The 21,356-nt window shown below is 73.8% G+C and carries 21 protein-coding genes; 8 read left to right on the top strand and 13 right to left on the bottom strand.

Annotated elements, in window-relative coordinates; translation table 11 throughout:
- Positions 1 to 34 precede the first annotated feature (34 nt).
- Together JOF36_RS27145 and JOF36_RS27140 are read left to right on the top strand one after the other, a co-directional pair.
- Entirely contained in the window at positions 35 to 1,375 is a 1,341-nt protein-coding gene (locus JOF36_RS27145; RefSeq protein ID WP_210032327.1) for a TetR/AcrR family transcriptional regulator, read from the top strand.
- Between the two features lie 136 nt (positions 1,376 to 1,511).
- Entirely contained in the window at positions 1,512 to 2,114 is a 603-nt protein-coding gene (locus JOF36_RS27140) for a flavin reductase family protein (protein ID WP_210032325.1), read from the top strand.
- A gap of 102 nt (positions 2,115 to 2,216) precedes the next feature.
- Here JOF36_RS27140 and JOF36_RS27135 read toward each other — a convergent pair whose 3' ends face one another.
- The 6 genes from JOF36_RS27135 to JOF36_RS27110 are packed head-to-tail and all read right to left on the bottom strand — an operon-like array spanning position 2,217 to position 8,848.
- Positions 2,217 to 3,053 carry a VOC family protein gene (locus JOF36_RS27135; RefSeq protein WP_210032324.1) on the bottom strand — a complete coding sequence of 279 codons (837 nt, stop codon included), beginning with the start codon at positions 3,051 to 3,053 and terminating at the stop codon, positions 2,217 to 2,219.
- The gene (locus JOF36_RS27130; protein ID WP_210032321.1) at positions 3,050 to 4,231 is read right to left on the bottom strand and encodes an acyl-CoA dehydrogenase family protein; all 1,182 of its coding nucleotides are present in this window, start codon (positions 4,229 to 4,231) and stop codon (positions 3,050 to 3,052) included. Before JOF36_RS27130 ends, JOF36_RS27135 begins: the two co-directional genes overlap by 4 nt.
- Complete coding sequence (locus tag JOF36_RS27125) at positions 4,228 to 5,331, bottom strand: CaiB/BaiF CoA transferase family protein (protein ID WP_307862618.1); 1,104 nt, start codon at positions 5,329 to 5,331, stop codon at positions 4,228 to 4,230. The genes JOF36_RS27130 and JOF36_RS27125 overlap by 4 nt, the downstream gene beginning before the upstream one ends.
- The gene (locus tag JOF36_RS27120) at positions 5,324 to 6,850 is read right to left on the bottom strand and encodes a class I adenylate-forming enzyme family protein (protein WP_210032307.1); all 1,527 of its coding nucleotides are present in this window, start codon (positions 6,848 to 6,850) and stop codon (positions 5,324 to 5,326) included. The genes JOF36_RS27125 and JOF36_RS27120 overlap by 8 nt, the downstream gene beginning before the upstream one ends.
- A gap of 43 nt (positions 6,851 to 6,893) precedes the next feature.
- The gene (locus JOF36_RS27115; protein ID WP_307862617.1) at positions 6,894 to 7,670 is read right to left on the bottom strand and encodes an enoyl-CoA hydratase-related protein; all 777 of its coding nucleotides are present in this window, start codon (positions 7,668 to 7,670) and stop codon (positions 6,894 to 6,896) included.
- Complete coding sequence (locus JOF36_RS27110; protein ID WP_210032300.1) at positions 7,667 to 8,848, bottom strand: thiolase family protein; 1,182 nt, start codon at positions 8,846 to 8,848, stop codon at positions 7,667 to 7,669. The genes JOF36_RS27115 and JOF36_RS27110 overlap by 4 nt, the downstream gene beginning before the upstream one ends.
- A gap of 219 nt (positions 8,849 to 9,067) precedes the next feature.
- Between JOF36_RS27110 and JOF36_RS39480 the strand changes: the two genes are divergently transcribed.
- The 3 genes from JOF36_RS39480 to JOF36_RS27100 are packed head-to-tail and all read left to right on the top strand — an operon-like array spanning position 9,068 to position 12,036.
- Positions 9,068 to 9,499: a Zn-ribbon domain-containing OB-fold protein gene (locus JOF36_RS39480; RefSeq protein WP_245351001.1), complete on the top strand. Its 432-nt coding sequence runs from the start codon at positions 9,068 to 9,070 to the stop codon at positions 9,497 to 9,499.
- Positions 9,496 to 10,680 (top strand): thiolase family protein, encoded by a 1,185-nt coding sequence (locus JOF36_RS27105; RefSeq protein ID WP_245351000.1) that lies wholly within the window; start codon positions 9,496 to 9,498, stop codon positions 10,678 to 10,680. Before JOF36_RS39480 ends, JOF36_RS27105 begins: the two co-directional genes overlap by 4 nt.
- 45 nt (positions 10,681 to 10,725) lie before the next feature.
- Entirely contained in the window at positions 10,726 to 12,036 is a 1,311-nt protein-coding gene (locus JOF36_RS27100; protein WP_210032298.1) for a TetR/AcrR family transcriptional regulator, read from the top strand.
- Here the strand turns inward: JOF36_RS27100 and JOF36_RS27095 are convergent.
- A complete protein-coding gene (locus JOF36_RS27095; RefSeq protein ID WP_210032296.1) occupies positions 12,033 to 13,247 on the bottom strand; it encodes a CaiB/BaiF CoA transferase family protein in 1,215 nt (404 codons plus the stop codon). The two genes, JOF36_RS27100 and JOF36_RS27095, sit on opposite strands and share 4 nt — an antisense overlap.
- Before the next feature lie 166 nt (positions 13,248 to 13,413).
- Here JOF36_RS27095 and JOF36_RS27090 point away from each other — a divergent pair, with 166 nt between their 5' ends.
- On the top strand, positions 13,414 to 14,274 hold the full coding sequence (locus JOF36_RS27090; RefSeq protein WP_210032294.1) for an acyl-CoA thioesterase: 861 nt from the start codon (positions 13,414 to 13,416) through the stop codon (positions 14,272 to 14,274).
- An 8-nt stretch (positions 14,275 to 14,282) separates the two neighbouring features.
- On the opposite strand, the gene JOF36_RS27085 is transcribed toward JOF36_RS27090, so the two are convergent.
- The gene (locus JOF36_RS27085) at positions 14,283 to 15,284 is read right to left on the bottom strand and encodes a DUF2889 domain-containing protein (RefSeq protein WP_210032292.1); all 1,002 of its coding nucleotides are present in this window, start codon (positions 15,282 to 15,284) and stop codon (positions 14,283 to 14,285) included.
- A gap of 82 nt (positions 15,285 to 15,366) precedes the next feature.
- Between JOF36_RS27085 and JOF36_RS27080 the strand changes: the two genes are divergently transcribed.
- Together JOF36_RS27080 and JOF36_RS27075 are read left to right on the top strand one after the other, a co-directional pair.
- On the top strand, positions 15,367 to 16,392 hold the full coding sequence (locus tag JOF36_RS27080; protein WP_210032284.1) for a TIGR03617 family F420-dependent LLM class oxidoreductase: 1,026 nt from the start codon (positions 15,367 to 15,369) through the stop codon (positions 16,390 to 16,392).
- Positions 16,389 to 17,165, top strand: coding sequence for an enoyl-CoA hydratase (locus JOF36_RS27075; RefSeq protein WP_210032282.1), 777 nt, complete (start codon positions 16,389 to 16,391; stop codon positions 17,163 to 17,165). Before JOF36_RS27080 ends, JOF36_RS27075 begins: the two co-directional genes overlap by 4 nt.
- Before the next feature lie 130 nt (positions 17,166 to 17,295).
- Here the strand turns inward: JOF36_RS27075 and JOF36_RS27070 are convergent, their stop codons facing one another.
- Genes JOF36_RS27070 through JOF36_RS27050 form a run of 5 tightly spaced genes read right to left on the bottom strand, consistent with a single transcriptional unit; the run spans position 17,296 to position 21,236 of the window.
- Complete coding sequence (locus JOF36_RS27070; RefSeq protein ID WP_210032274.1) at positions 17,296 to 18,513, bottom strand: cytochrome P450; 1,218 nt, start codon at positions 18,511 to 18,513, stop codon at positions 17,296 to 17,298.
- The gene (locus JOF36_RS27065) at positions 18,510 to 18,932 is read right to left on the bottom strand and encodes a carboxymuconolactone decarboxylase family protein (RefSeq protein WP_210032272.1); all 423 of its coding nucleotides are present in this window, start codon (positions 18,930 to 18,932) and stop codon (positions 18,510 to 18,512) included. Before JOF36_RS27065 ends, JOF36_RS27070 begins: the two co-directional genes overlap by 4 nt.
- Positions 18,929 to 19,813, bottom strand: a complete 885-nt coding sequence (locus tag JOF36_RS27060) for an NAD(P)-dependent oxidoreductase (protein ID WP_210032270.1) — start codon at positions 19,811 to 19,813, stop codon at positions 18,929 to 18,931. Before JOF36_RS27060 ends, JOF36_RS27065 begins: the two co-directional genes overlap by 4 nt.
- Entirely contained in the window at positions 19,810 to 21,045 is a 1,236-nt protein-coding gene (locus tag JOF36_RS27055) for an NAD(P)/FAD-dependent oxidoreductase (RefSeq protein ID WP_307862616.1), read from the bottom strand. Before JOF36_RS27055 ends, JOF36_RS27060 begins: the two co-directional genes overlap by 4 nt.
- Positions 21,042 to 21,236, bottom strand: a complete 195-nt coding sequence (locus JOF36_RS27050; protein WP_210032268.1) for a ferredoxin — start codon at positions 21,234 to 21,236, stop codon at positions 21,042 to 21,044. Before JOF36_RS27050 ends, JOF36_RS27055 begins: the two co-directional genes overlap by 4 nt.
- Positions 21,237 to 21,356: the final 120 nt, after the last annotated feature.

Here is a 21,356-nt window from a genome sequence, read left to right as displayed (position 1 = left end):
GCCCGGACCGGCCTGGACGCCTACTATGGACAACGTGTCAGACGGCGAGATCCTGCGACGTGACGGCTACTGGCCCTCGAGCCCGGTGGTCGGCCGTCGTGGTGCGCAGACACGCCAGCGGATCGTCGCCGAGACGCTGAAGCTGTTCGAGACCCACGGCTTCCACGGGACGTCGGTGGAGAGCATCGCGAAGGCCGCCGGCACCTCGCGGGCCACGCTCTACCAGTACTTCGGGAGCAAGGAGCAGATCTTCGTCGAACTCCTCGACGAGTGCGGCGCCGCCCTGATGCGGGTGGTGCGCCGGCTCGGCCCGCTCGGGCCGACCGCCGAGGGGTTCGACAACCTGCACTGGTGGCTGGGCGACTGGGCCTGGGTGTACGACCGCTACGCCACGATGTTCGTGCAGTGGGCCAACATCGACACGCCGGGGACCGCGGTGCAGCCGATGGTGCTGGGCTTCGTCCGCTCCTACAACGCGCGGATCGCGTCCAGGCTGGCGTCGAGCGGGGTCGAGGACATGGACCCGGACTCCGCCTCGCTGGCGTTGACCAGCCTGGTGCACCGGTTCAACTACTTCCGCCACCGCGGCAACGTTCCCCTCCCGTCGCTGGACGAGGCCACGGACGGCCTCGCCGTGGCGATGCAGCTGATGTTGTTCCCGGACACGCCGTCCGAGGTGTTCGTCCAGCTCCCGCCGGTGAGGTCGCGCCCCGCGCTGCGCCCGGTGGCCGATCCCGTCGAGATCACGCCGGCTCCGGAGCTGAGTGCCCGGGCGGCCGCGACGGTCGGGGACATCGTCGCCGCCGGCGCCCGACTGTTCGCCGAACGCGGGTACCACGGCACCGGGGTCGATGACCTCGTCACCGAGGCGGGGTTCGCCCGCGCGACCTTCTACAAGTACTTCGACGACAAGCTGGACCTGCTCAGGAGGCTGTCGACCGAGGCGCGCGTGATCTCCGCCGGGCTGGCCGAACGGCTCGCGGCCCTGGAGCTCACGGGGGAGGAGGCCGCGGACCGCGCGGCCCTGCGCGCGTGGCTGGCGGACTTCGTGCCGTTCCATCGCCACTATGTCGGCGTCTTCCGGTCCTGGGTGGAGGGCGGGCTCACCGATCCCGGTCTCGTCGCCGCGGCCGAGCGGAGCAACTCGGCGGTGCACGCGGCGGCGGTGCGGCTGTTGATGCAGGTCGAACGGGACTACCCGCTGGATCTGGACGTCGCGGCGGGGGTGTTCGTCGCGGTGCTGGACCGGATGCCCGACGCCGTGCTCGAGACGGGTCGGGACGCGTCGAACGACGCGATCGTGGACCTCATGCTGGACGCGATCATGCGCGGGCTGCTGAACGGCCACGTCGCGCGCCCGTCCGTCACGTCCTGACCAGATCGTCAGAAGCCGATTCACTGAACCGTTGACGCGCAACGTTGACCTGTGTTTTTATTCGTGTACATAATGTCAGAAGAATGGTTTCCCGGGGTCTGTCTCGACCCCGCAGTCGTGTGGTCTGGGAGTGGACATGTCAGTTGATCTCGATGCGGCGAACTACGCGCTGTCCGGTCTGCGGCCCTTTCCGGTTGCCGTCACGACGATCGACGGCGACGAGGTGAACGGCCTCATCTCGCTGTCCGCGGGCGCGGCCAGCATCGTCCCCGAGGCACCCCGCGCGACGATCAGCCTGACGAAGTACAACAAGACGCACGACATGGTCCTCAACTCCGGTGTCTTCGTCATGCACCTGCTGGCGGCGGCCCCGGAGGAGGCCCTGGAGGACTCGCTGGAGATCCTCAAGGGGCTGGGCGGCAGCTCGGGCCGGGACGGCGACAAGCTCTCGCGGTTCCGGACCAAGCCGGGCGTCACCGGCGCGCCGATCCTGCTCGACACCCTCTGCTACGTCGAGGCCCGCGTCGTGAAGACCCTGGACATGGACGAGAGCACCCTGTTCGTGGGCGATGTCGTCGGCTCCGAGCGGTTCGGCACGGGCGAGAAGCTGCGGGTCGGCGAGGCCTGGAAGCGGCTCCCGCGGGAGTGGATCGAGCAGTACGACACGAACCACGTCCCGCAGCTGGCGAGCGCGCGGCGCTACCGCGGCCTCCCGGAGGACGGCCCGGCCGGGCACTAGAGATCACCGGAAGGGGGACCTGAGCCGCCTGGGTTCTCGTGATCACCGGAAAGGGACGCCGGGCGCTCCACCGCGGCACACACCCCCCCGGCCGCTGATCACTCAGCGGACCCCGGCCATGTCCTCCGCGGACACCGCGATCGCGCCGTCGCGGCTGCCCGGGACGACGCCCAGCCCCTGGTCCGCGAGGTGCTTCGCCGCGCGGTCGAGATCGAGGACGCGGAGCTCGACGGACCGCAGCCGCTGGCCCCAGCGCCCGATGTACGCGGCCACCGGGCCGTCCGGGGTGCGGGACCCGACCAGCTCGACGACGTGGTCCGCCACCCGCACCCGGGTCGCGTCCGCCTCGGTGCGGGGCTCGGTGGAGAGCACCTCCGCCCCCTCCACGAGATCGACGAGCCAGGCGGTCGCGGCCTCCCGGTCCCGCACGGCCACCGAGATCGCGGTCAGCCCGGCCACCCCGAGCGGGTGGGCGCGCCACGGCTCCGCGCTCCATCCCGGCTCCAGGCGGGGGTCGTTCGGCATGTCCAGGGGGCAGAGCTCGAGCAGCATCCCGTGGCAGTCCGCCGGATGGGTCATGAGGAACTCGCCGGGGCGGTAGGTCGTGACCCGGACGCCGCGGGCGTCGAGCGCGGCCTTCGCCGCCGCCAGGTCCGGGACCTGCCACTCGAAGGAGTGCCACCCTGGCCCGAAGCGCTGTAGCGACGCCCCGAGCAGGGACGTCCGGTCCCGCGGCGCGTAGAGCTCGACGCACAGCTCGCCGATCACCGAGAGGTTCGCGTCCCGGTTCTGCTCCTCGTCGTAACCGCGCCAGTACTCCCGCGCCCCGAACGCGGCGGCGTAGCGCGCGGCCGTCCCCTCGAAGTCGTCGACGAGATGGTTGACGTGCACCAGCCCGGTCACGTCGAGCGCAGGGACCTCGAGCTCGCGCCGCGTCATCGCAGCAACCGCCGCGCGATCACCATGCGCTGCACCTCGGAGGCGCCCTCGCCGAGCAGCTTCACCCGCAGGTCGCGGAACCAGCGCTCCAGCGGCATCTCCTGGGACAGGCCCATCGCGCCGAACATCTGCACACAGCGGTCCACGACGCGGAACGCGGTCTCGGTGCCGAACACCTTGCTCACCGAGGCGTCGACCTTCACGTCCTTGCCGAGGTCCGCGTTCCAGGCCGCCTGGTACATCAGCAGCCGTGCGGCGCGGAGCTCGATCTCGCTGTCCGCGACCATGAACTGGATGCCCTGCTTGTCCGCGAGCGGCGTGCCGAAGACCTGACGCTGCTTCACCCAGTCGATCGCGAGGTCCAGCGCGTACTGCGCGATGCCGATCGGGCCCGCCGCGTAGACGATCCGGCCGTGCACGAGGAAGTCGCTGGCCAAGGTGAACCCGGCACCCTCCGCCCCGATCCGGTTGGCGGCCGGGATGCGTGCGTCGGAGAAGTGCAGCTCGTAGGGGGAGAAGGAGTTCATGACGCCGATCGGCGTCATCGTCAGGCCCGGGGTGTCCCGCTCGACGATGAAGCAGCTGATCCCGTCCCGCTCACCGCCGTCTCCGGTGCGCGCGTAGACAACGCCCCAGTCCGCGGTCCCGGCGTGCGAGGTCCAGAGCTTGGTGCCGTTGAGGACGTAGTCGTCGCCGTCGCGAACCGCGCGGCACCGGATGGCCCGGGCGGGGTCCGACCCCCCGGTCGCCTCGCTGATCGCGGTGTAGGCCTTCGACATCCGGCCCTCAATGACGGGCCGCGCGTAGCGGTCGAACTGCTCGGCCGACGCCTTGTACATCACGTTGGGCGGGTTCCCGCCGAACGCGCCGCCGGCGGGGAAGAACGCGCCCATCCGGCACTTCGCGGCCTCCTCCGCGACGACGACCTGGCCGAGCACGCTCAGCCCGGCGCCCCCGTACTCCCGCGGGGTGGCCAGCGCCCAGAGCCCCATGTCCCGCGCCTTCTGCTGCAGGATCGCGAGCTGTGGGCCCGGCGCGCCGGCCGTGTCGTGCGGCAGCGATTCCTCCAGCGGCCGGATCTCGGTCTCGACGAACTTGCGGACCGTGTCCCGGAGCAGCACGAACTCCTCGGGCAGCTCCCAGGCGCCGGTGGGGAGGTCGTCCAGGTCGTCGATCATGCGTGGGCTCCTCGTGCGGCCCATGCCGTGAGCACGGCGCCGGCGTCGACGGGGTCGGGGCGGGGTGCGCGGGGACGCGCGGCCGGGGTCCGGGAGAAGCGGGGTGCCGGGGCGGGCTGCACCGTCCCGTCGACGTCCAGGACGGTGCCGCGGGCGGCGACGTGCGGATGCTCCGGGACCTCGGCGAAGGGCAGGACGGGGGTGACGCACGCGTCGACGTCGGCGAAGACCGTGGTCCACTCCGCGCGGGTCCGGGACGCGAAGGCCTCGGCGAACGCGCCGCGCAGGACGGGCCACCCGGCCCGGTCGTCCTGCGGCGGCAGGGTGGCGGGGTCGAGGCCGAGGCCCTTGAGCAGCAGCGCGTAGAACTGCGGCTCCAGCGCCCCGACGGCCATGTACCCGCCGTCGGCGGTGCGGTAGACGTCGTAGAACGGTGCGCCGGAGTCCAGCCGGTTCGTGCCGCGGTCCCCGGCCCAGCGCCCGGCGCCGCGCAGCGACCAGATCGCGGACGCCAGATGCGACGCGCCGTCGACGATCGCGGCGTCGACCACCTGCCCGCGCCCGGACCGCTCGCGCTCCAGCAGCGCGGCCAGCACGCCGATCGCGAGATAGGTCGAGCCGCCGCCGAAGTCTCCGACGAGGTTCAGCGGGACCGTCGGCGGGGCCCCGGCGCGGCCGATCGCGTCCAGGACGCCGGTCACCGAGATGTAGTTGATGTCGTGTCCGGCGCGCGGGGCGAGGGGACCGTCCTGTCCCCATCCGGTCATCCGCGCGTACACGAGCCGCGGGTTGCGGGCCGCGCACTCCGTGGGCCCGAGCCCGAGCCGCTCGGTGACGCCCGGCCGGAACCCCTCGACGAGCACGTCCGCCCGCTCCACCAGCGACAGCACGGTCTCGCGGCCGGTCCCGGACTTCAGATCGGCCTCGACGACGGTGCGCCCGCGCGGGGATCGGCCGCCCGCGCCGCCCGGCCGGTCGACGCGCACCACGTCCGCGCCCAGGTCGGCCAGGAGCAGCGCGGCGTGCGGGCCGGGGCCCATCCCGGCCAGCTCGACGACGCGGACGCCGCCGAGCGGGCCGGCGCCGCCGCTCTCAGCCACCGTCGGGGCCGAGCACCGCGCTCAGCTCGCCCCGCAGCGTCCGGCGCAGCAGCTTCCCGGTCTCCGTGTAGGGCAGCGTGGTCCGCAGCTGGATGTGCTCGGGCGTCCGGGTGGACCGCAGCCGTGCCCGGACGTGATCCCGTAGCGCGAGCTCCGTCGCCTCGGCCCCGGGCTCGAGCACGACGGCGGCGACGACCTTCTCGCCCCACTCCCGGTCCGGCACGCCGAACACGGCGGCCTCGGCGACGGCGGGGTGTTCGAGCAGGACGGATTCGATCTCGCCGGGGGAGAGGTTCTCCCCGCCGCGGACGATCACGTCGTCGAGGCGCCCGTAGACGAACAGGTACCCCTCGTCGTCGAGCATCCCGGCGTCCCGGGTGGTGAACCAGCCGTCCGCGTTGGTGCCGCGGTGGCTCAGGTACTCCCCGGACACCTGCTCCCCGCGGACCCAGATCTCGCCGCGGGTCCCGGGGCCGACCTCGACGCCGTCGACGTCCCGGACGGAGACCTCGAGCGACGGGAGGGGCTGCCCGACCGAGCCGAGCCGGGCGCGGACGGCGGGGTCGTCGGACGCGAACGCGGCGCGGTGGTCCTCGGGTCCGAGCACCGCGATCGTGCTGGAGGTCTCGGTCAGGCCGTAGGCGTTGACGAAGCCGACCTCGGGCAGCACGCGCAGCGCCCGCTCGATCACCGCGGCGGGCATGGGGCCCCCGCCGTAGGACAGCGACCGCAGCGACGGCAGGCCGACGCCACCCGTCGCGACGTCCGCCTCGACGACGTCCAGGATCCGGTTGAGCATCGTCGGCACGACCATCGCGTGCGTGACGTCCTCGGCCCGGGCGAGTTCCACCCAGCCGCGCGGGTCGAACGACTCCATCCGCAGCACGCGGCGTCCGGAGTAGGTGTTCGACAGCACCGCGGACACCCCCGCGATGTGGTAGGGCGGCACGCTGACCAGCGACGCGTCGGTCTCGGCGGAGCCGGCGTACTCGACCGACGACAGGATGTACGCGGTGAGGTTGCGGTGCCGCAGGACCGCGGCCTTGGGCTCGCCGGTCGTGCCGCTGGTGAACAGCAGGACCGCGATGTCGTCCGGGTCGCCGTCCGTGCCGTCGGCCTGCGGGGCGTTCGGGTCCTCGGCGACGTCGAGGAGCTCCTTGCGCTGCACCAGCGTGATGCCCTCGACGGGCCCGATCCGCTCCGCGACCCCCTCGCCGACGATCACGGTGGCGGGGGCCATCCGGCGCACGATCGCGCCGAGCTGGGCGTCGGTGAGCCGGTAGTTGACCGGGACGTAGGGCTTGCCGGCCAGCGCGGCGCCGAACAGGGTCAGCGGGACGGCGTCGGAGTTGAGGTCGACCAGCCCGACCCGTTCACCCTCCTGCGCCGCGAGCAGCGCGCCGACCCGGCGGGCCCGGGCACCGAACTCGGCGAAGGTCAGGCCGTCCGCGCGGGGCCCGAGCGCCACGCGCTCGGCCATGCCGTCGACGGCCATCTCGAGGAGCATCCCGAGGTGCATCTGCGTGTCTCCTGCGACTCGACTCGATCGGGCGGGCGTGGGTTCAGCGACCGGTCCAGCGAGGCGCCCGCTTCTCGGCGAAGGCGCGGGCCCCCTCGCGGGCGTCGGCGCTGTCGAAGACCGGCTTGACCGCCGCCGCGAGCGCCTCGCGGTCCGGGTCGCCGATCTCGGCGTACATGAGCTCCTTGGTGACGCGCAGGGCGAGCGGCCCGTTGGCCGCTATCCGCTCGGCGAGGGCCAGGGCGGTCGGCAGCACCTCCGCCGCCGGGACGACCCGGTTGACCAGGCCCATCTCGCGTACCCGCTCGGCGCCGACCGGCTCCCCGGTCAGGCCGAGCTCCAGGGCGTGGGCGAGCGGGATCCGGCGGGGGAGCCGGGTGCCGCCGCCGGCGGCGATCAGCCCGCGGGACACCTCCGGCAGGCCGAACTTCGCCTTCTCCGAGGCGACGAGCAGGTCGCACGCCAGGGCGAGCTCCAGGCCGCCGCCGACCGCGGTGCCGTTGATCGCGGCGACGACGGGCTTCGGGTAGACGCGGGCGGTGAGCACGTCGAGGCCGGGGCCGTCGACCTCCATCCCGCCCGCCAGGAACGCCTTCAGGTCCATGCCCGCGCAGAAGATGCGGTCCCCGGCGGCGGTGAGCACGACCACCGAGACGGCGTCGTCCGACTCGGCCTCGGCGAACGCGCGGCCGAGGCCGGACATCGTCGGGCCGTCGAGGGAGTTGGCGGCGTGCGGGCGGTTGATCGTCACGACGGTGACGGCGCCGCGGCGCTCGACGAGCACCGGCGCGTCGGTGGTCGTCGGAGTGGGGGTGGTCACGGCGCCGCCACCTCCAGCACCATCGCCGAGCCCATGCCGCCGCCGGCGCACATCGCGGCGACGGCGATCCCGCCGCCACGGCGGCGCAGCTCGTGGACGAGCGTGGTGACCATCCGGGCGCCGGTGGCCGCGACCGGGTGGCCGAGGCTGCACCCGCTGCCGCTGACGTTGACGATCTCCTCGTCGATCTCGAGGATCCGGGTGGTGGCGACGCACATCGCCGCGAAGGCCTCGTTGATCTCGAAGAGGTCGACGTCGCCGACGGTCAGCCCGGCCCGGCGCAGCGCCTTCGGGATGGCCCGGACCGGGGCCAGCCCCGTCTCGCCCGGGTCGATCCCGACCGATGCCCAGGAGCGGACCACGGCCAGCGGGGTCAGCCCGCGCTCGGTGGCGGCGCGGTCCGAGGTCAGTGTGACGGCGGCGGCCGCGTCGTTGATGCCGGAGCTGTTGCCGGCGGTGATGCTGAAGCCGTCGATCTCGGGGTGCAGGACCTTCAGCCCGGCCAGCCGCTCCATCGTGGTGTCCCGGCGCGGGTGCTCGTCGACCTCGAAGACGGTCTCGGTGCCGTCCGCGCGACGCACCTTCATCGGCACGATCTCGTCGGTGAACCGGCCCTCGTCGATGGCGCGGACGGCGCGCTGGTGCGAGCGGAACGCCCAGGCGTCCATCTCCTCGCGCGTGACGTTCGCGGCCTTGGCGGCGTTCCACCCGACGGTGATCGACATGTCCTTGTTCGGGGCGTCGGCCCGGTCCGGGTGCGAGGGGGACATCCAGGCCTCGTCCCAGGTGTCCGTGCCGGGCTGCCGGAAGCGCGCGACCGGCGCGGTGGAGCGGGACTCGACGCCGCCCGCGATCACCACGTCGTCCATCCCGGCGCGGATGCTGCCCGCGCCCATGGCGACGGCGGTGAGCCCGGAGGCGCAGTGCCGGTTGAGCGCGACGCCGGGGACGTCGACCAGGCCGGCGGTGACCGCGGCGTGCCGCGCGATGTCCCCGCCGCCGTACATGACCTCGCCGAGGACGAGGTCGTCGACGTCGCCCGCGGCCAGGCCGCTGCGCTTCACCGACGCCTCGACGACGGTGTGGGCCAGGTCGAACGCGCTGGTGTCGGCCAGCGTCCCCTTGCGGAAGGTGCCGATGGCGGTGCGGCACGCGGAGACGACGACGGCTTCGGGCATGGTGGCTCCTCGCAGATGACGTCCGGCGGGGCGGACCCAGGACCGTGCCTCGCCGCCGGTGTCCGGAGTGTAGGTCGTCGGCCGCAATTCTGACAACAGCGTTCAACTCGGAGTTTCCAACTCGGTGCAGGCCGGGCGTTGTCAGAGGATGGTGTGGAGGGATAGTTTCTGACGAAGTGTTGGTCCGGCGTCGGTGCCGGTACCGAGAGGGGATGGGCGATGACGCGACCCGCTTTCCGCATGCTGCCGGAGGTCACGGCGGACTCCGCGGCGTTCTGGACCGGGGGCGCCGACGGCGAACTGCGGATCCACCGCTGCCACGCCTGCTCCCGCTGGTTCCATCCACCGGCCCCGGCCTGTTTCCGGTGCCGCAGCCGTGACGTCGCCCCCGAGGCGGTGTCCGGGCGCGCGACGCTGGCCAGCTACACGCTCAACCACCACCCGTGGTTCGGCGAGGCGTTCCCGGTGCCCTACGTCGTCGGGCTCGTCGAGCTGGCGGAGGAGCCGGACACCCGGCTGACCACGCAGATCGTCGACTGCGACCCGGCGGACGTGCGGATCGGGATGGACGTCGAGGTCGACTTCGAGCACCACGACGACGTGTGGGTCCCGGTGTTCCGGCCCACGAGCACCGGAGGACAGGCGTCATGAGCTTCGTCGACGACAAGGTCGTCATCACCGGGATCGGCCAGTCGGACGTCGGGCGCAAGCTCGGCCGCGGCGGCGTCGACCTCGCCCTGGACGCGGCGCTGGAGGCGATCGCCCACGCCGGCCTGGATCCGGCGGACATCGACGGCGTGGCCAGCTACCCCGGCCCGGTGGTCGCGGAGGGCGGGTTCGTCGGCGCCACCACGCACGAGGTCCGCGACGCGCTCGGCCTGCGCACCACCTGGGCACTGAGCGGGGTGGAGACGCCGGGACAGGCGGGCACCCTGATGGACGCCGCCTCCGCGATCGCCACCGGCCGCGCCACCCACGTCCTGTGCTTCCGCAGCGTCTTCGAGTCGACCGCGCAGGCGCAGGGCAGAGCGGCCGCGCTGACGGGCAAGCAGATGCGGGCCGGCGGGCACGCCGAGTTCCGGATGCCCTTCGGCGCGGCGTCCCCCGCGAACTGGATCGCGCTGTACGCCATGCGCTACATGCACGAGTTCGGCCTGACCAGGGAGCAGCTCGGGCAGATCCCGCTGAACGGCCGGCGCAACGCGGCCCGCAACCCCAAGGCGATCTATCGCGACCCGATGACGATGGACGACTACCTGTCCGCGCGGCTGATCTCCTACCCGTTCGGGCTCTACGACTGCGACGTCCCGTGCGACGGCGCCACCGCGATCATCCTGTCCCGCCGGGACGCCGCCGCAGAGTCCGGCCGGGCGCCGATCGCGATCGAGGCCGCGGGCTCGGGCCTCTACGAGCGGCACACCTGGGACCAGCGCGTCGACCTGACGACGATGGCCGCGCACGACTCCGCGCACCACATGTGGGAACAGACCTCGCTGACCCCGGCGGACGTCGACTTCGCCGAGCTCTACGACGGGTTCAGCTACCTCTGTCTGCAGTGGATCGAGGCCCTCGGGTTCTGCAAGCACGGTGAGGCCGGGCCGTTCCTCGAGGAGACCGCCCGGTACGCCCTCGACGGCGAGCTGCCGATCAACACCCACGGCGGGCAGCTGTCCGCCGGGCGTCTGCACGGCTACGGCTTCCTGCACGAGGCCTGCCTGCAGCTCTGGGGCGAGGCGGGGGAGCGGCAGATCCCGAAGGACGTGGAGATCGCGGCCGTGGGGATCGGCGGCGGCCCGGAGGCGGGCTGCCTGCTGCTGCGCCGCGACGGCTGACCCCGGCCCGGCCGGCCGGGTCCGGCCCGGAACTACAGTAGGGCCGTGGCGCAGGACGAGGTGCTCCGGCGTGCGAGCTACGGCCCGCACAGCCCGGTCGTCGGCGAGCGGGGCGGCCGGACCCGGCAGCACATCCTGGACGTCTCGCTCGAGCTGATCGCGCGCCAGGGGTTGCAGACGATCTCGGTCGACGACATCGCGAAGGCCGCGGACACCTCGCGCGCCACGCTCTACCAGTACTTCGCCAGCAAGGAGGAGCTCTTCGGCGAGCTCCTCGAGGAGTGCGGCGCGGCGCTGATGCGCGTCGTCCGCCGGCTCGGCCCGCTCGGCCCGGCCGCCCAGGGCTTCGACAACCTGCACTGGTGGCTGGGCGAGTGGGCCTGGGTCTACGACAGGTACTCGACGATGTTCGCCCAGTGGGCGCAGCTGGACTCGACGGAGACGGCCTACCGGCCGACCGTCGCGGGCTTCGTCGACGCCTACGCCAGCCGGATCGGCGCCCGGCTCGACTCGTCCGGTTTCGAGGGGCCGCCCGGCGTCGACCTCGCGGCCGCGGTGATGCTCGTCGTCCACCGGGTCAACGCGTTCCGGCGGGCGGGGACCGCCGCGGCCTCGGGGCCGTCGGACGACGTGCTGCTCGACAGCCTCGCCGTCGTGGTGCAGCTGGTGCTGTTCCCCGGGACGCCGCCGGAGGTCCTCGCGAGCCAGGGCGCCGTCGCGGCCCCGCCGGTCGCGAAGCCGGTCGCGTCACCGCCGCCGGCGGCCGACCGGTTCGCCGGCCGCAGCGCCCGGGTGCGGCGGACCGTCCGGGACCTCCTGGACGCCGCCGCACGGACCTTCGCCGAGCAGGGGTACCCGTCCACCAGCGTCGACGACATCGCCACGGCGGCGGGGGTCGCGCGCGGCACGGTCTACAAGTACTTCACCGACAAGGCCGACCTGCTGTCGGTGCTCGCCGAGGAGGCGCACGTCGAGCTGCGGGGGCTGATCGACCGGCTGCCCGCGCAGCACGACGGCGCGGCCCTGCGGCAATGGCTGCGCGAGTACGTCCCGGCCTACCGCCGGCACGCCGGGGTCGTCCAGGTGTGGACCGAGCGGCAGGTGACGACGCCGGAGGCGCTCGCGCACGCCGACGCCGTCTCCGCCGCGGTCCGGGCCGCCCTGGGCGTGCTGCTGACGGACGTCCCGCGCAGCTACCCGCTCGACCTGCGGGTCGCGGTGTTCGTCGCGGCGGCGGCCCTCGAGCGGCTTCCGCTTGGGCTCACGGTGCGGACCCGCACCGTGAGCACGGACGAGGTGGTCGAGACGATGGCCGCGTTCCTCGAGCGCGGCCTGCTGAATCCGGGCGCTCCCTAGAGCACGGTTCCGGCGATCTTCAGCTCCAGGATCCGGTCCATGTCGAGGCCGAGCTCGCCCAGCACGTCGTCCGTGTGCTCGCCGTGGCCGGGCGCGCGCCGGGTGTCCCCGGGCTCGCCGTTGAACAGCAGGGGCGCCGGGACCAGCTGGAACGGGGTGCCGTTGGCGTCCTTGAGGTCGTTGAGGTAGCCGTTGGCGAGCACCTGCGGGTCCGAGAGGACCTCGCGCGGGGTGTGCACAGGGGCCCAGGCCCCGCGCCCGCTGCCGAGGACCCGCTGGGCCTCCTCGAAGGTCAGCGCGCCGAACAGCGCGGCGAGCTCCGCCACGGCCTCCTTGTTGTTCCGCATCCGGGCCGCGTGGTCGACGAACCGCTCGTCCGTGATCAGCTCCGGCTTGCCGAGCGCGGTGGTGAGCTCGGGCCAGAACCGGTCCGACTCCAGCATGACGAGCGAGACGAACCGGCCGTCCTTGGTCCGGTAGGTGTTGACCAGTGCGTTCGGCGCGTCCGTCGGGTTGTAGCGGGGGATCCGCTCGATGCCGAAGGCCGCGGCCGCGGCGAGGCTGGCGCCCATCGCCCACGCACCCATCGCCAGCAGCGAGCTGTCCACGGTGAGGGCCTCACCCGTGCGCTCGCGGTGCAGCAGCGCCGCGGAGATCCCGCCGGCGATCGTCAGGCCGCCGAGGACGTCGCCGAAGGCGGCGCCGGGCTGGGTGACGGGGTAGCCGAGCTCGTCCGGGCTGGCGGTGTCCGCGGCGCCGGAGCGGGCCCAGAACGTCGAGTTGTCGTAGCCGCCGCGGTTCGCGTCCGGGCCCTCCTGGCCGTGCGCCGAGCCGCGGGCATAGATGATGTTCGGGTTCGCCGCGCGGATGTCGTCGACGTCGATGCGCAGCTTGGTCCGCGCCGCGGGCAGGAAGTTGGTCAGGAACACGTCCGACCGGGCGACGAGCTGCATCAGCAGCTCGCGGCCCTCCGCGGACTTCAGGTCGAGCCCGATGCTCCGCTTGCCCCGGTTCGGCAGCTCCACCATGTGTGCGACGCCGCCCGCCGGGACGAGGCCGGACGTCACCAGCCCGCGCTGCGGGTCACCCATCTCCGGGTGCTCGACCTTCAGCACGTCCGCACCCCACTCGGCGAGGATCCCGCCGGCCACGGGGACGTAGGTCCAGGACGCCACCTCGAGCACCCTGATCCCGTTCATGATGGCGACCACTGCCGGCTCCTCGTCGTCGACGGAACACTTCATTGCCCGCGGAACGAGCCTCGCCGCCCGCTGGTGGAGCAGAACTCTAACAGCAGCGTCACCCGCCTGTCGCGCCTTCCAACAGTGGTATCGCAAGTTATGGCTGACAGATTCTGACTCGGTGTACGGTTCGACGATGTCGCTTACGAGTCCGGCGGGGACGGCGCTGCCGGGCCCCCCGTCACCGGCGGAGCACCCGGCGCTGACGGCGCTGCTCGCCGTCGAGGAGACGGGTCCGGACCGCTTCGTCGCGGGATGCACGTTCGACGAGGGCCCGCACATGCTCTACGGCGGGCAGGTCGCGGCGCAGGCCCTGGCGGCGGCCGGGCGCACCGTGTCGCCGGACCGGGTGCCCCACTCGCTGCACTGCGCCTTCCTCCGGGGCGGGACGGCGGCCGAACCGACGGAGTTCGCCGTGGAACGCGACCGGGACGGGCGGTCGTTCTCGGCCCGCCGGGTCGTGGCGCGGCAACGGGGCAGGGTCCTGTTCACCCTGTCGGCCTCGTTCCACCGGCCGGAGGCGGGGAGGGAGCTCGACGTCGAGCCGGCGCCGGCCGTCCCGCCCGCGACGACGCTGCCCGCCGTCGAGCTCCTGCGGCTGCACTCGATGGAGGGCCGGTTGCCGCCGGAACAGCTCGCTTCCGCGGAGTGGCCGACCCGGTTCTGGGCGCGGTGCACCGACGACCTGGCGGACGACCCGCTCCTGCACGCCTGTGTCCTGACCTACCTGTCGGACCTGTCCAGCGGCCTGCTCGCCCTGCACGACGGCCGCTTCGCGACCGGCCCCAGCCTCGACCACTCCCTGTGGCTCCACCGCCCCGCGCGCCTCGACGAGTGGGTCCTGGTCGACGTCGTGCCGCGGGTCGTCGCGGGCGGGCGCGGCTGGTACTCCGGCACGGTGCACGCCGCGGACGGGACCCTCGTGGCGAGCCTCGCGCAGGAGGCGCTCTTCCGGTCCGGGCCCCCGCCCACGGGCTGGACCGGCTCGGACCGGTGACCGCGGGTTCAGGCCCCGCGCCGCGCGAGCAGCCCCGGGACGCCCGTCAGGGAGCGGAGCAGGTCGTTGAGGTGCGTACAGGTGCTCGGCCCGCGCAGGTCCCGCCGGACCTGCTCCGCCACGGCGTCCACCGGGGTCCCGATCAGGCGCAGCACGCTCTCCGCCGCGAACGGGCACTCCGGCGCGGGCAGCACGCGCGGCTCCGCGACGATCTCCCGGACGGCGAGCCCGGCGGGGTCGAGCACCGCCCGCAGCTCGTACTCGTGGAGCACGGTCTCCCGGCCGTCCGGGTCGGCGTAGGTGTCCCGGAACATCGCGTCGACCCGGATCCCGGCGGTCCCCGGCTCGACGTCGATCCGCCGCCGGCGCCGCATGGCGAGCGGCGGCAGGACGGGCGTGTCGTGCCACGCGGCGGGATCGTCGGCACGCGAGACGGCCGGGGCGTCGGGGCCCGGGCGCAGAGGCATGGGCCCGCCGGCCTCCAGCGCGGAGACCATCGTCCCGCCCTCCCGCCAGCCCGAGCACAGGCCGGCCGGCGGACGGAAGCGCCCGGCGCCGGGCGGCAGCTCCTTCGTCAGCGCGTGGGCGTAGCCGGCGATGACCAGCGCGACCGGGAGATCGTCGAGCAGCAGCGCGAGGACCCCGCCGCCGTCGCCGGGGGCGAGCGTCGCGTCGGCGACGGCCCGGAACCCCGAGGCGACGGACCGTCCGACCAGCCCGGCCGTGCCGGGCCGTGCCGGCTCGCTCCGGAGCGCGACGAGCTCGCGGGTGCCGTCGTAGCGCACCTCGGCGTCGAGTCGGGCGGTGTCGGCGACCCGGACGTCGCCGTCCGCGCCGGTGAGGACGTCGCGGGCGGTCGCCCGCACGAGCAGCCGCGGATCGCCGAGGCCGCCCGGACGCAGCATGTCCACGCTGCTGGTGCGGCGCGCGGAGCCGGGCGCGCGGTCCGGGGTCCGCTCGACCGGGCCGGGCAACGGAGCCGCGCTGGCGGCGGCGAGCGGCAGGACCATGCCCCGACGGTACGTCCGGCCGCGCGCCGCAGTCCACTGTGGATCATCGATCGACCGTGCACGTTCTCGACGAGGAGGACCGATGGAGCTGGATGTCGTACTACCGCCGGGCGGGCCGCGTGACGCGGGCCGGGAGGCGGAGCGGGCGGAGCGTGCGGGCTTCGACGCCGTGTGGGCGAGCGAGGTCCGACACGACCCGTTCCTCACCCTGACCCTGGCCGCCGCTGCCACCGAGCGCGTCGGGCTCGGCACCGCGATCGCCGTCGCCTTCGCGCGCAACCCGATGTCGACGGCGGTGCTCGCGAACGACCTGCAGGCCCTCTCGGGCGGGCGGTTCGTGCTGGGCCTCGGCACGCAGGTGCGCGCCCACGTCACCCGCCGCTTCTCGATGCCGTGGTCCCGCCCGGCCGCCCGGATGCGCGAGTACGTGCTGGCCCTGCGCGCGATCTGGGCGTGCTGGCACGAGGACCGGCCGCTCGAGTTCGTGGGCGAGTTCTCCTCCCACACCCTGATGACGCCGATGTTCGTGCCCGAGCCGCACTCGCACGGCAGCCCGCCGGTCCTGCTGGCCGGAGTGGGCGAGTCGATGACCGAGGTCGCGGGAGAGGTCGCGGACGGCTTCCTCTGCCACGGCTTCACCACCGAGCGCTACCTGCGCGAGGTCACGCTGCCCGCGCTGCGGCGGGGGCGGGCCCGCGCAGGGACCACGCTCCCGGAACCGGCGGTCGTGGGCGCGCCGATGGTCGTCACCGGCCGGACGGAGGAGGAGCTCGCCGCCGCCGCGCTGCGGGTGCGGGCGCAGATCGCCTTCTACGCCTCGACGCCCGCCTACCACCCGGTGCTGGAGCTGCACGGGTGGGGCGCGCTCGGGGAGGAGCTGCACGGGCTGTCCCGCGCCGGGCGCTGGGTCGAGATGACCGAGCGGATCGACGACGACGTCCTCGGCGAGTTCGCGATCGTCGGCGACCCGGTGTCCGCGGGGCGCGAGCTCCGGCGCCGCTACGGCGACGTGCTCACCCGCGTATCGCTCTACCAGGGCGAGGACACCGACCCCGCCGTGCTGGCCGAGCTCGCCACCGCGGTGCGGACCACCGAGGTGCCGGCATGAGCGACGTGCTGCGGATCGAGGACGACGGCGCCGTCCGGGTCCTGACGCTGAACCGGCCGGAGGCCCGCAACGCCCTCGACGGCGAGCTGATCAGCGTGCTGTATCGGGGGCTGTCCGACGCGGACGCCGACGAGACCGTGCGCGCGATCGTCCTCACCGGCGCGGACCCGGCCTTCTGCGCCGGGGTGGACCTCAAGCAGGCCGTGGCGGAGGGGGCAGCGTACTTCCGCCGGTTCGACGAGGAGAACTGCGTGGCCCGGGTCGCCGGGTGCCGGACCCCGGTCGTCGGCGCCGTCAACGGGGCGGCGTTCACCGGCGGCCTGGAGATCGCGCTGGGCTGCGACCTACTCGTCTGCTCCGAGCGGGCGATCTTCGCCGACACCCACGTGCGGGTCGGTGTGCTGCCCGGCGGGGGCCTGACCGCCCGGCTGCCGCAGCTCGTCGGGCCCGCCTGGGCGCGGCGGATGTCCATGACCGGCGAGCTTGTCGACGCCCGGCTCGCCGAGCGGATCGGGCTGGTGACCGAGGTGGTGCCGCACGCGGACCTGCTGAGCCGGGCGACGGAGCTGGCCCGGGCGATCGCCGAGGTGCCGGCTGCGCCGATGACGGCGCTGAAGCGGATCTACACCGAGGGGGCGCAGAGCATCGTCGGCCGATCGTTGGAGATCGAGACGACGATCGCCCGTGGAGCCTCGGAACCGCTCGACGGGCTGGAGGAGCGACGGCGCGCCGTGATGGAGCGCAATCGCGCCAGGACGGCCGACCGCAGGTGACGACCGCGGCGGCACGGTGACGCGCACAGGCGGAGGAGACCCGCCGGGACGACCCGGCGGGTCTCTTCGGAGCCGCTCCGTGGCTGCTCGCCGCCGGCTGCGCGGACCGCGTCGGCCGGGACGGGCGTTGCTACCAGGTGACGAGCAGCTTGCGCACGCCGTAGTTGGTGCCGTGCGCATCCATCGGGACCTGCTCCGGTTCGACGGCGAGGCGCATGTCCGGGAAGCGCCGCAGCAGCTCGGGCAGGATCGTGCGCAGCTCGGCGCGCGCGATGTTCTGGCCCAGGCACTGGTGCACGCCGTAGCCGAAGGCCATGTGCCGGGCCATCTTCCGGTCGATGTCGAGGGTGTCCGGGTCCTGGAACGCCCGCGGATCCCGGTTGGCGGCGGCCATCGCCACCACCACGAGGTCGCCCTTCGCGATCTGCGCGCCGCCCAGCTCCAGGTCCTCCAGGGCCACCCGGCCGAGCCCGAACTGCACGATCGTGAGGTAGCGCAGCAGCTCCTCGATCGCCGGCCCGATCTGCGAGGGCTCGCCGGCGAGCCGTTCCCGCTGGTCCGGGTGGGTGAGCAGGGTGAGCGCGGAGAGCCCGATCATCGACATCGTCGTGTCGTGCCCGGCGAACAGCAGCAGGACGCCGATGTTGACCAGGTCCTTGTCCGTCAGGAAGGACTCACCCGCGTCGGCGTCGCGGATCAGGTCCGCGAGCAGGCCCGTGGAGTCCGGGTCGGCGCGCTTCGCCGCGACGAGGTCGGTGATGTAGCCGATCAGCCAGCGGGCGCCCTTGTTGCGCTCCTCCTGGGTGTGGCTCAGGTCCATCATCACCTCGGTGGCGTGGTGGAACCCGTCGCGGTCGGTGTAGGGGACGCCGAGCAGCTCGCAGATCACCAGGCAGGGGATCGGCAGCGCGAGCGCCTCGATCAGGTCGACCGGCTTCGGCGCCGCCTCGATCGCGTCGAGGTGCTCGGTGACGATCCGGTCGATGTAGGGCTGCAGGTTCTTCTGCACGGACTTCGGGGTGAAGCGGCCGGCCAGCAGCCTGCGGAACAGGCCGTGGTCCGGCTCGTCCATGAACACGAAACCGGGGTCGAGCTCACCGCCCGGGTTCTCCGGGTCGTAGGTCTCGTCGTCGGCCAGGGTGTCGTGCCGGGGGCGACGGGCGCTCATCCGCGGGTCGGCGAAGACCGCGCTGCCCTCCTCGAAACGGGTGACCAGCCAGCCGACGAGGCCGTTCGGGAAGCGGACGCGGGTGATCGGGGCGCCCTCGCGGAGCGCGGCGTACTCGACGGGGGGGTCGAGCAGGGTCGTGCGTGTGGTGGGCATGACGGGCAGGTCGGACTCGCTCATGACGAGCTCCCCTCGGTCTTGTCGGTTCGGGTGTCGGCGGTGGCGGCATCGGCGGCCGCGGCGATCGCGGCCTCGACGCCCTGGTGGACCTGGGTGCCGTTGCCCCAGCCGACGTAGTAGTGCAGGTGCAGCACCGCCTCGCGCAGCTGGGCGGGGGTGAGCTCGGCGTTGGCGAGCGCGCCGCGCACCTGGATCTCGATGAGGTCGGCGCGCCCCAGCGCCGCGGTGGCGCCGAGGGTCAGCAGCCGGCGGTCCCGGATGGACAGCCCGGGCCGGCTCCAGATGTCGCCGAACAGGTGACCGACGGTGTCGTCGAGCATCGGGCTGCGGGTGTCCGGCATCGTCGCGGAGAAACCGGGCCCGTAGACCGCGTCCATCGCGCGGAGGCCGCGTTCGCGGGCGTCGTCCGGGTCGCTCATCGGGTCGCCTCCTCGATCGCGAGGGTCTCGGCGACGTGATTGCGGGCGACGTCGACGAGAGGGATGTCGACGCCGAGCGTGCCCGCGAGGTCCTGCGCGGCCGCCAGGTCCTTGTCCATCAGCCGTTCGACCTGCGCCACCAGCGCGCGAACCTGCGGCGTCGCCGCGATGCGCATGCGGAGCCAGGACAGCAGCGTGGCCCCGTCGGGGTCCGCGCTGTCGATGACGGTCATCAGTTTCGCCGGGTCCACGCCGGGCGCCGCCGCCAGCGTCGACGCCTCGTGAACGGCGCGCCAGCAGCCGTAGGTCACGACGTTGCGGGCGATCTTGGTGGCCATCCCCGCGCCGAGTGGTCCGCAGTGCACGACCTCCTTGGCGAAGTCCACCAGCACCGGGCGGGCCCGCTCGACGACCGCGGCGTCCCCGCCGAGGATCGCCACCAGGCCGTTGTCCGCGGCCTTGTCCCCGGGGGTGACGCCGCAGTCGAGCAGGTCGACGCCGTGCTCCGCGCAGAGCGCGGCGAGCTCGTGCACCACCGGCACCGCCACGGTGCTCAGGAGCACGACCACCGAGCCCGGTGCGGCGCCGGCGAGGATCCCGCCCGGACCGGTGAGCACCGTGCGGGCCTGGTCCGCGTCGACCACCGCGACCAGCACGACGTCGCTGATCCGGGCGACCTCGGCCGCCGAGCCGAGCACGTCGGGGACGCCGGCCAGCGCGTCGGCGGCCTCGGGGCGGACGTCGAACACCGCGGGGACGCGACCGCGCCGCGCGAGGCTGACCGCCACACCCCCGCCGATCATGCCGAGGCCGATCACACCGGCCCGTGGTGCGGGCCGATCGGCTGCCGTCCTCGCGGAGGATCGAGTTGCTGTGGTCATGCCGGAACTCCTTCTCGATCGCCGTGTTCGGGGGCCGATCCGGTCTCCCAGGGCGCGGCCTCGGCGACCAGTGCGCGCGCCGCGCGGGTCTGCCGTGGCCGGTTGATCCCGGTCGCGGCGCGGACCCGGCCGTCGCGGCCGTGGAGGGCGACCAGGGACCGCTCGGCGGTGCTGCCCTCGACGATCCGGAGGGCGTCGCCGGGGCGCGGCCGCCCGTAGATCTGGATCGTCAGGTCGTACTGGTCGGACCAGACGTAGGGCACCGGCGCGAACGGTGTGGCCGGTCGTCCGGCCCGCGCCGCCAACAGGTTGCGCGCCACCGCCATCCCCTGCTCGCCGGCGTTGGTCCGGTGTTCGAGCCGGATCCGCTCGCCCAGCCCGGGGTGCTCCCAGGAGGCCACGTCGCCCGCGGCCCAGACCCCGGGCGCAGCGGAGCAGGTGGCGTCGCAGAGCACCCCGTTCCCGACGGGGACGCCGCTGCCGTCGAGCCATCCGGTCTCGGGCACCGCGCCGATGGCGACGAGGACCTCGTCCGCGGGCAGGATCCGTCCGTCGACGAGCCGCACGCCGCACGTCCGTCCGTCGGCGACCAGCACCTCGTCCGCCCGGACACCGGTCTCCACCCGCACCCCGCGGCGCCGGTGCTCGTCGAGGAGCATCCCGGCGAGCTCCGGCCCGAGCACGTCGGCGAGCGGCGCCTCCAGATCGGACACGAGGGTGACGTCGGCGCCGAGCTCGCAGGCGACCGCGGCTGCTTCGGCGCCGAGGAACCCGGCGCCGACCACCACCAGCCGTGGTCGGTCCGTGAGCGCGTCGCGCAGGGCGACGGCGTCGGCGAGGGTGCGCAGGACGTGGACGCCCGGCACCTGCGGGAGGCCGGGCAGCAGGCGGGGCCGGACGCCCGTGGCGATCACCAGGTCGCCGTAGGCGAGCTCGTCCCCGTCGTCGAGGAGGACGCGGCGGGCTGCCGCATCGACCCGCACCGCACGCGTCCCGAGCCGCAGATCGGTGTTCCAGCCCTCGACCGTCGCGCGCGGCCGCAGGACGGTCCGCTCGGCGGTCCACTGCCCGGACAGCATCCGCTTCGACAGCGGCGGGCGGTCGTAGGGCAGTTCGGACTCCGCGCCGATCAGGGAGATCGGCCCGTCGAAGCCCTCGCGGCGGAGCGTCTCCACCACGGCGACACCTGCGGCCGACGCGCCCACGACCACCACAGGTGCCTGGCCGGTCACTCCTCCACCGTGATCGCCGCGGCGGGGCAGGCCGCGGCGGCGTCGCGGACCGCGGCGTGCTGGTCCGGCCCGGGGGCGGCGTCGAGCAGGATCACGATCCCGTCGTCGTCGCGCTGGTCGAACACGTCCGGCGCGGCGAGCACGCACTGTCCCGCCGCACAGCAGCGGTCCTCGTCGATGGTGATGCGCACAGGTCCTCCCGGAGTCGGTTCGGTGCCGGATCCTCGGTTCCGAGGACCCGGCCAGGGATCACCTAACTAAGTTCACCCAGGACCAACGCTAACCTTCCGGCCTGTCCGTCGCGGGCGCGG

Source organism: Pseudonocardia parietis (assembly GCF_017876315.1).
Lineage (GTDB): Bacteria > Actinomycetota > Actinomycetes > Mycobacteriales > Pseudonocardiaceae > Pseudonocardia > Pseudonocardia parietis.
The sequence above is the reverse complement of the archived record's forward strand: the minus strand, read 5'-3'. Positions and strand labels throughout refer to the sequence as shown.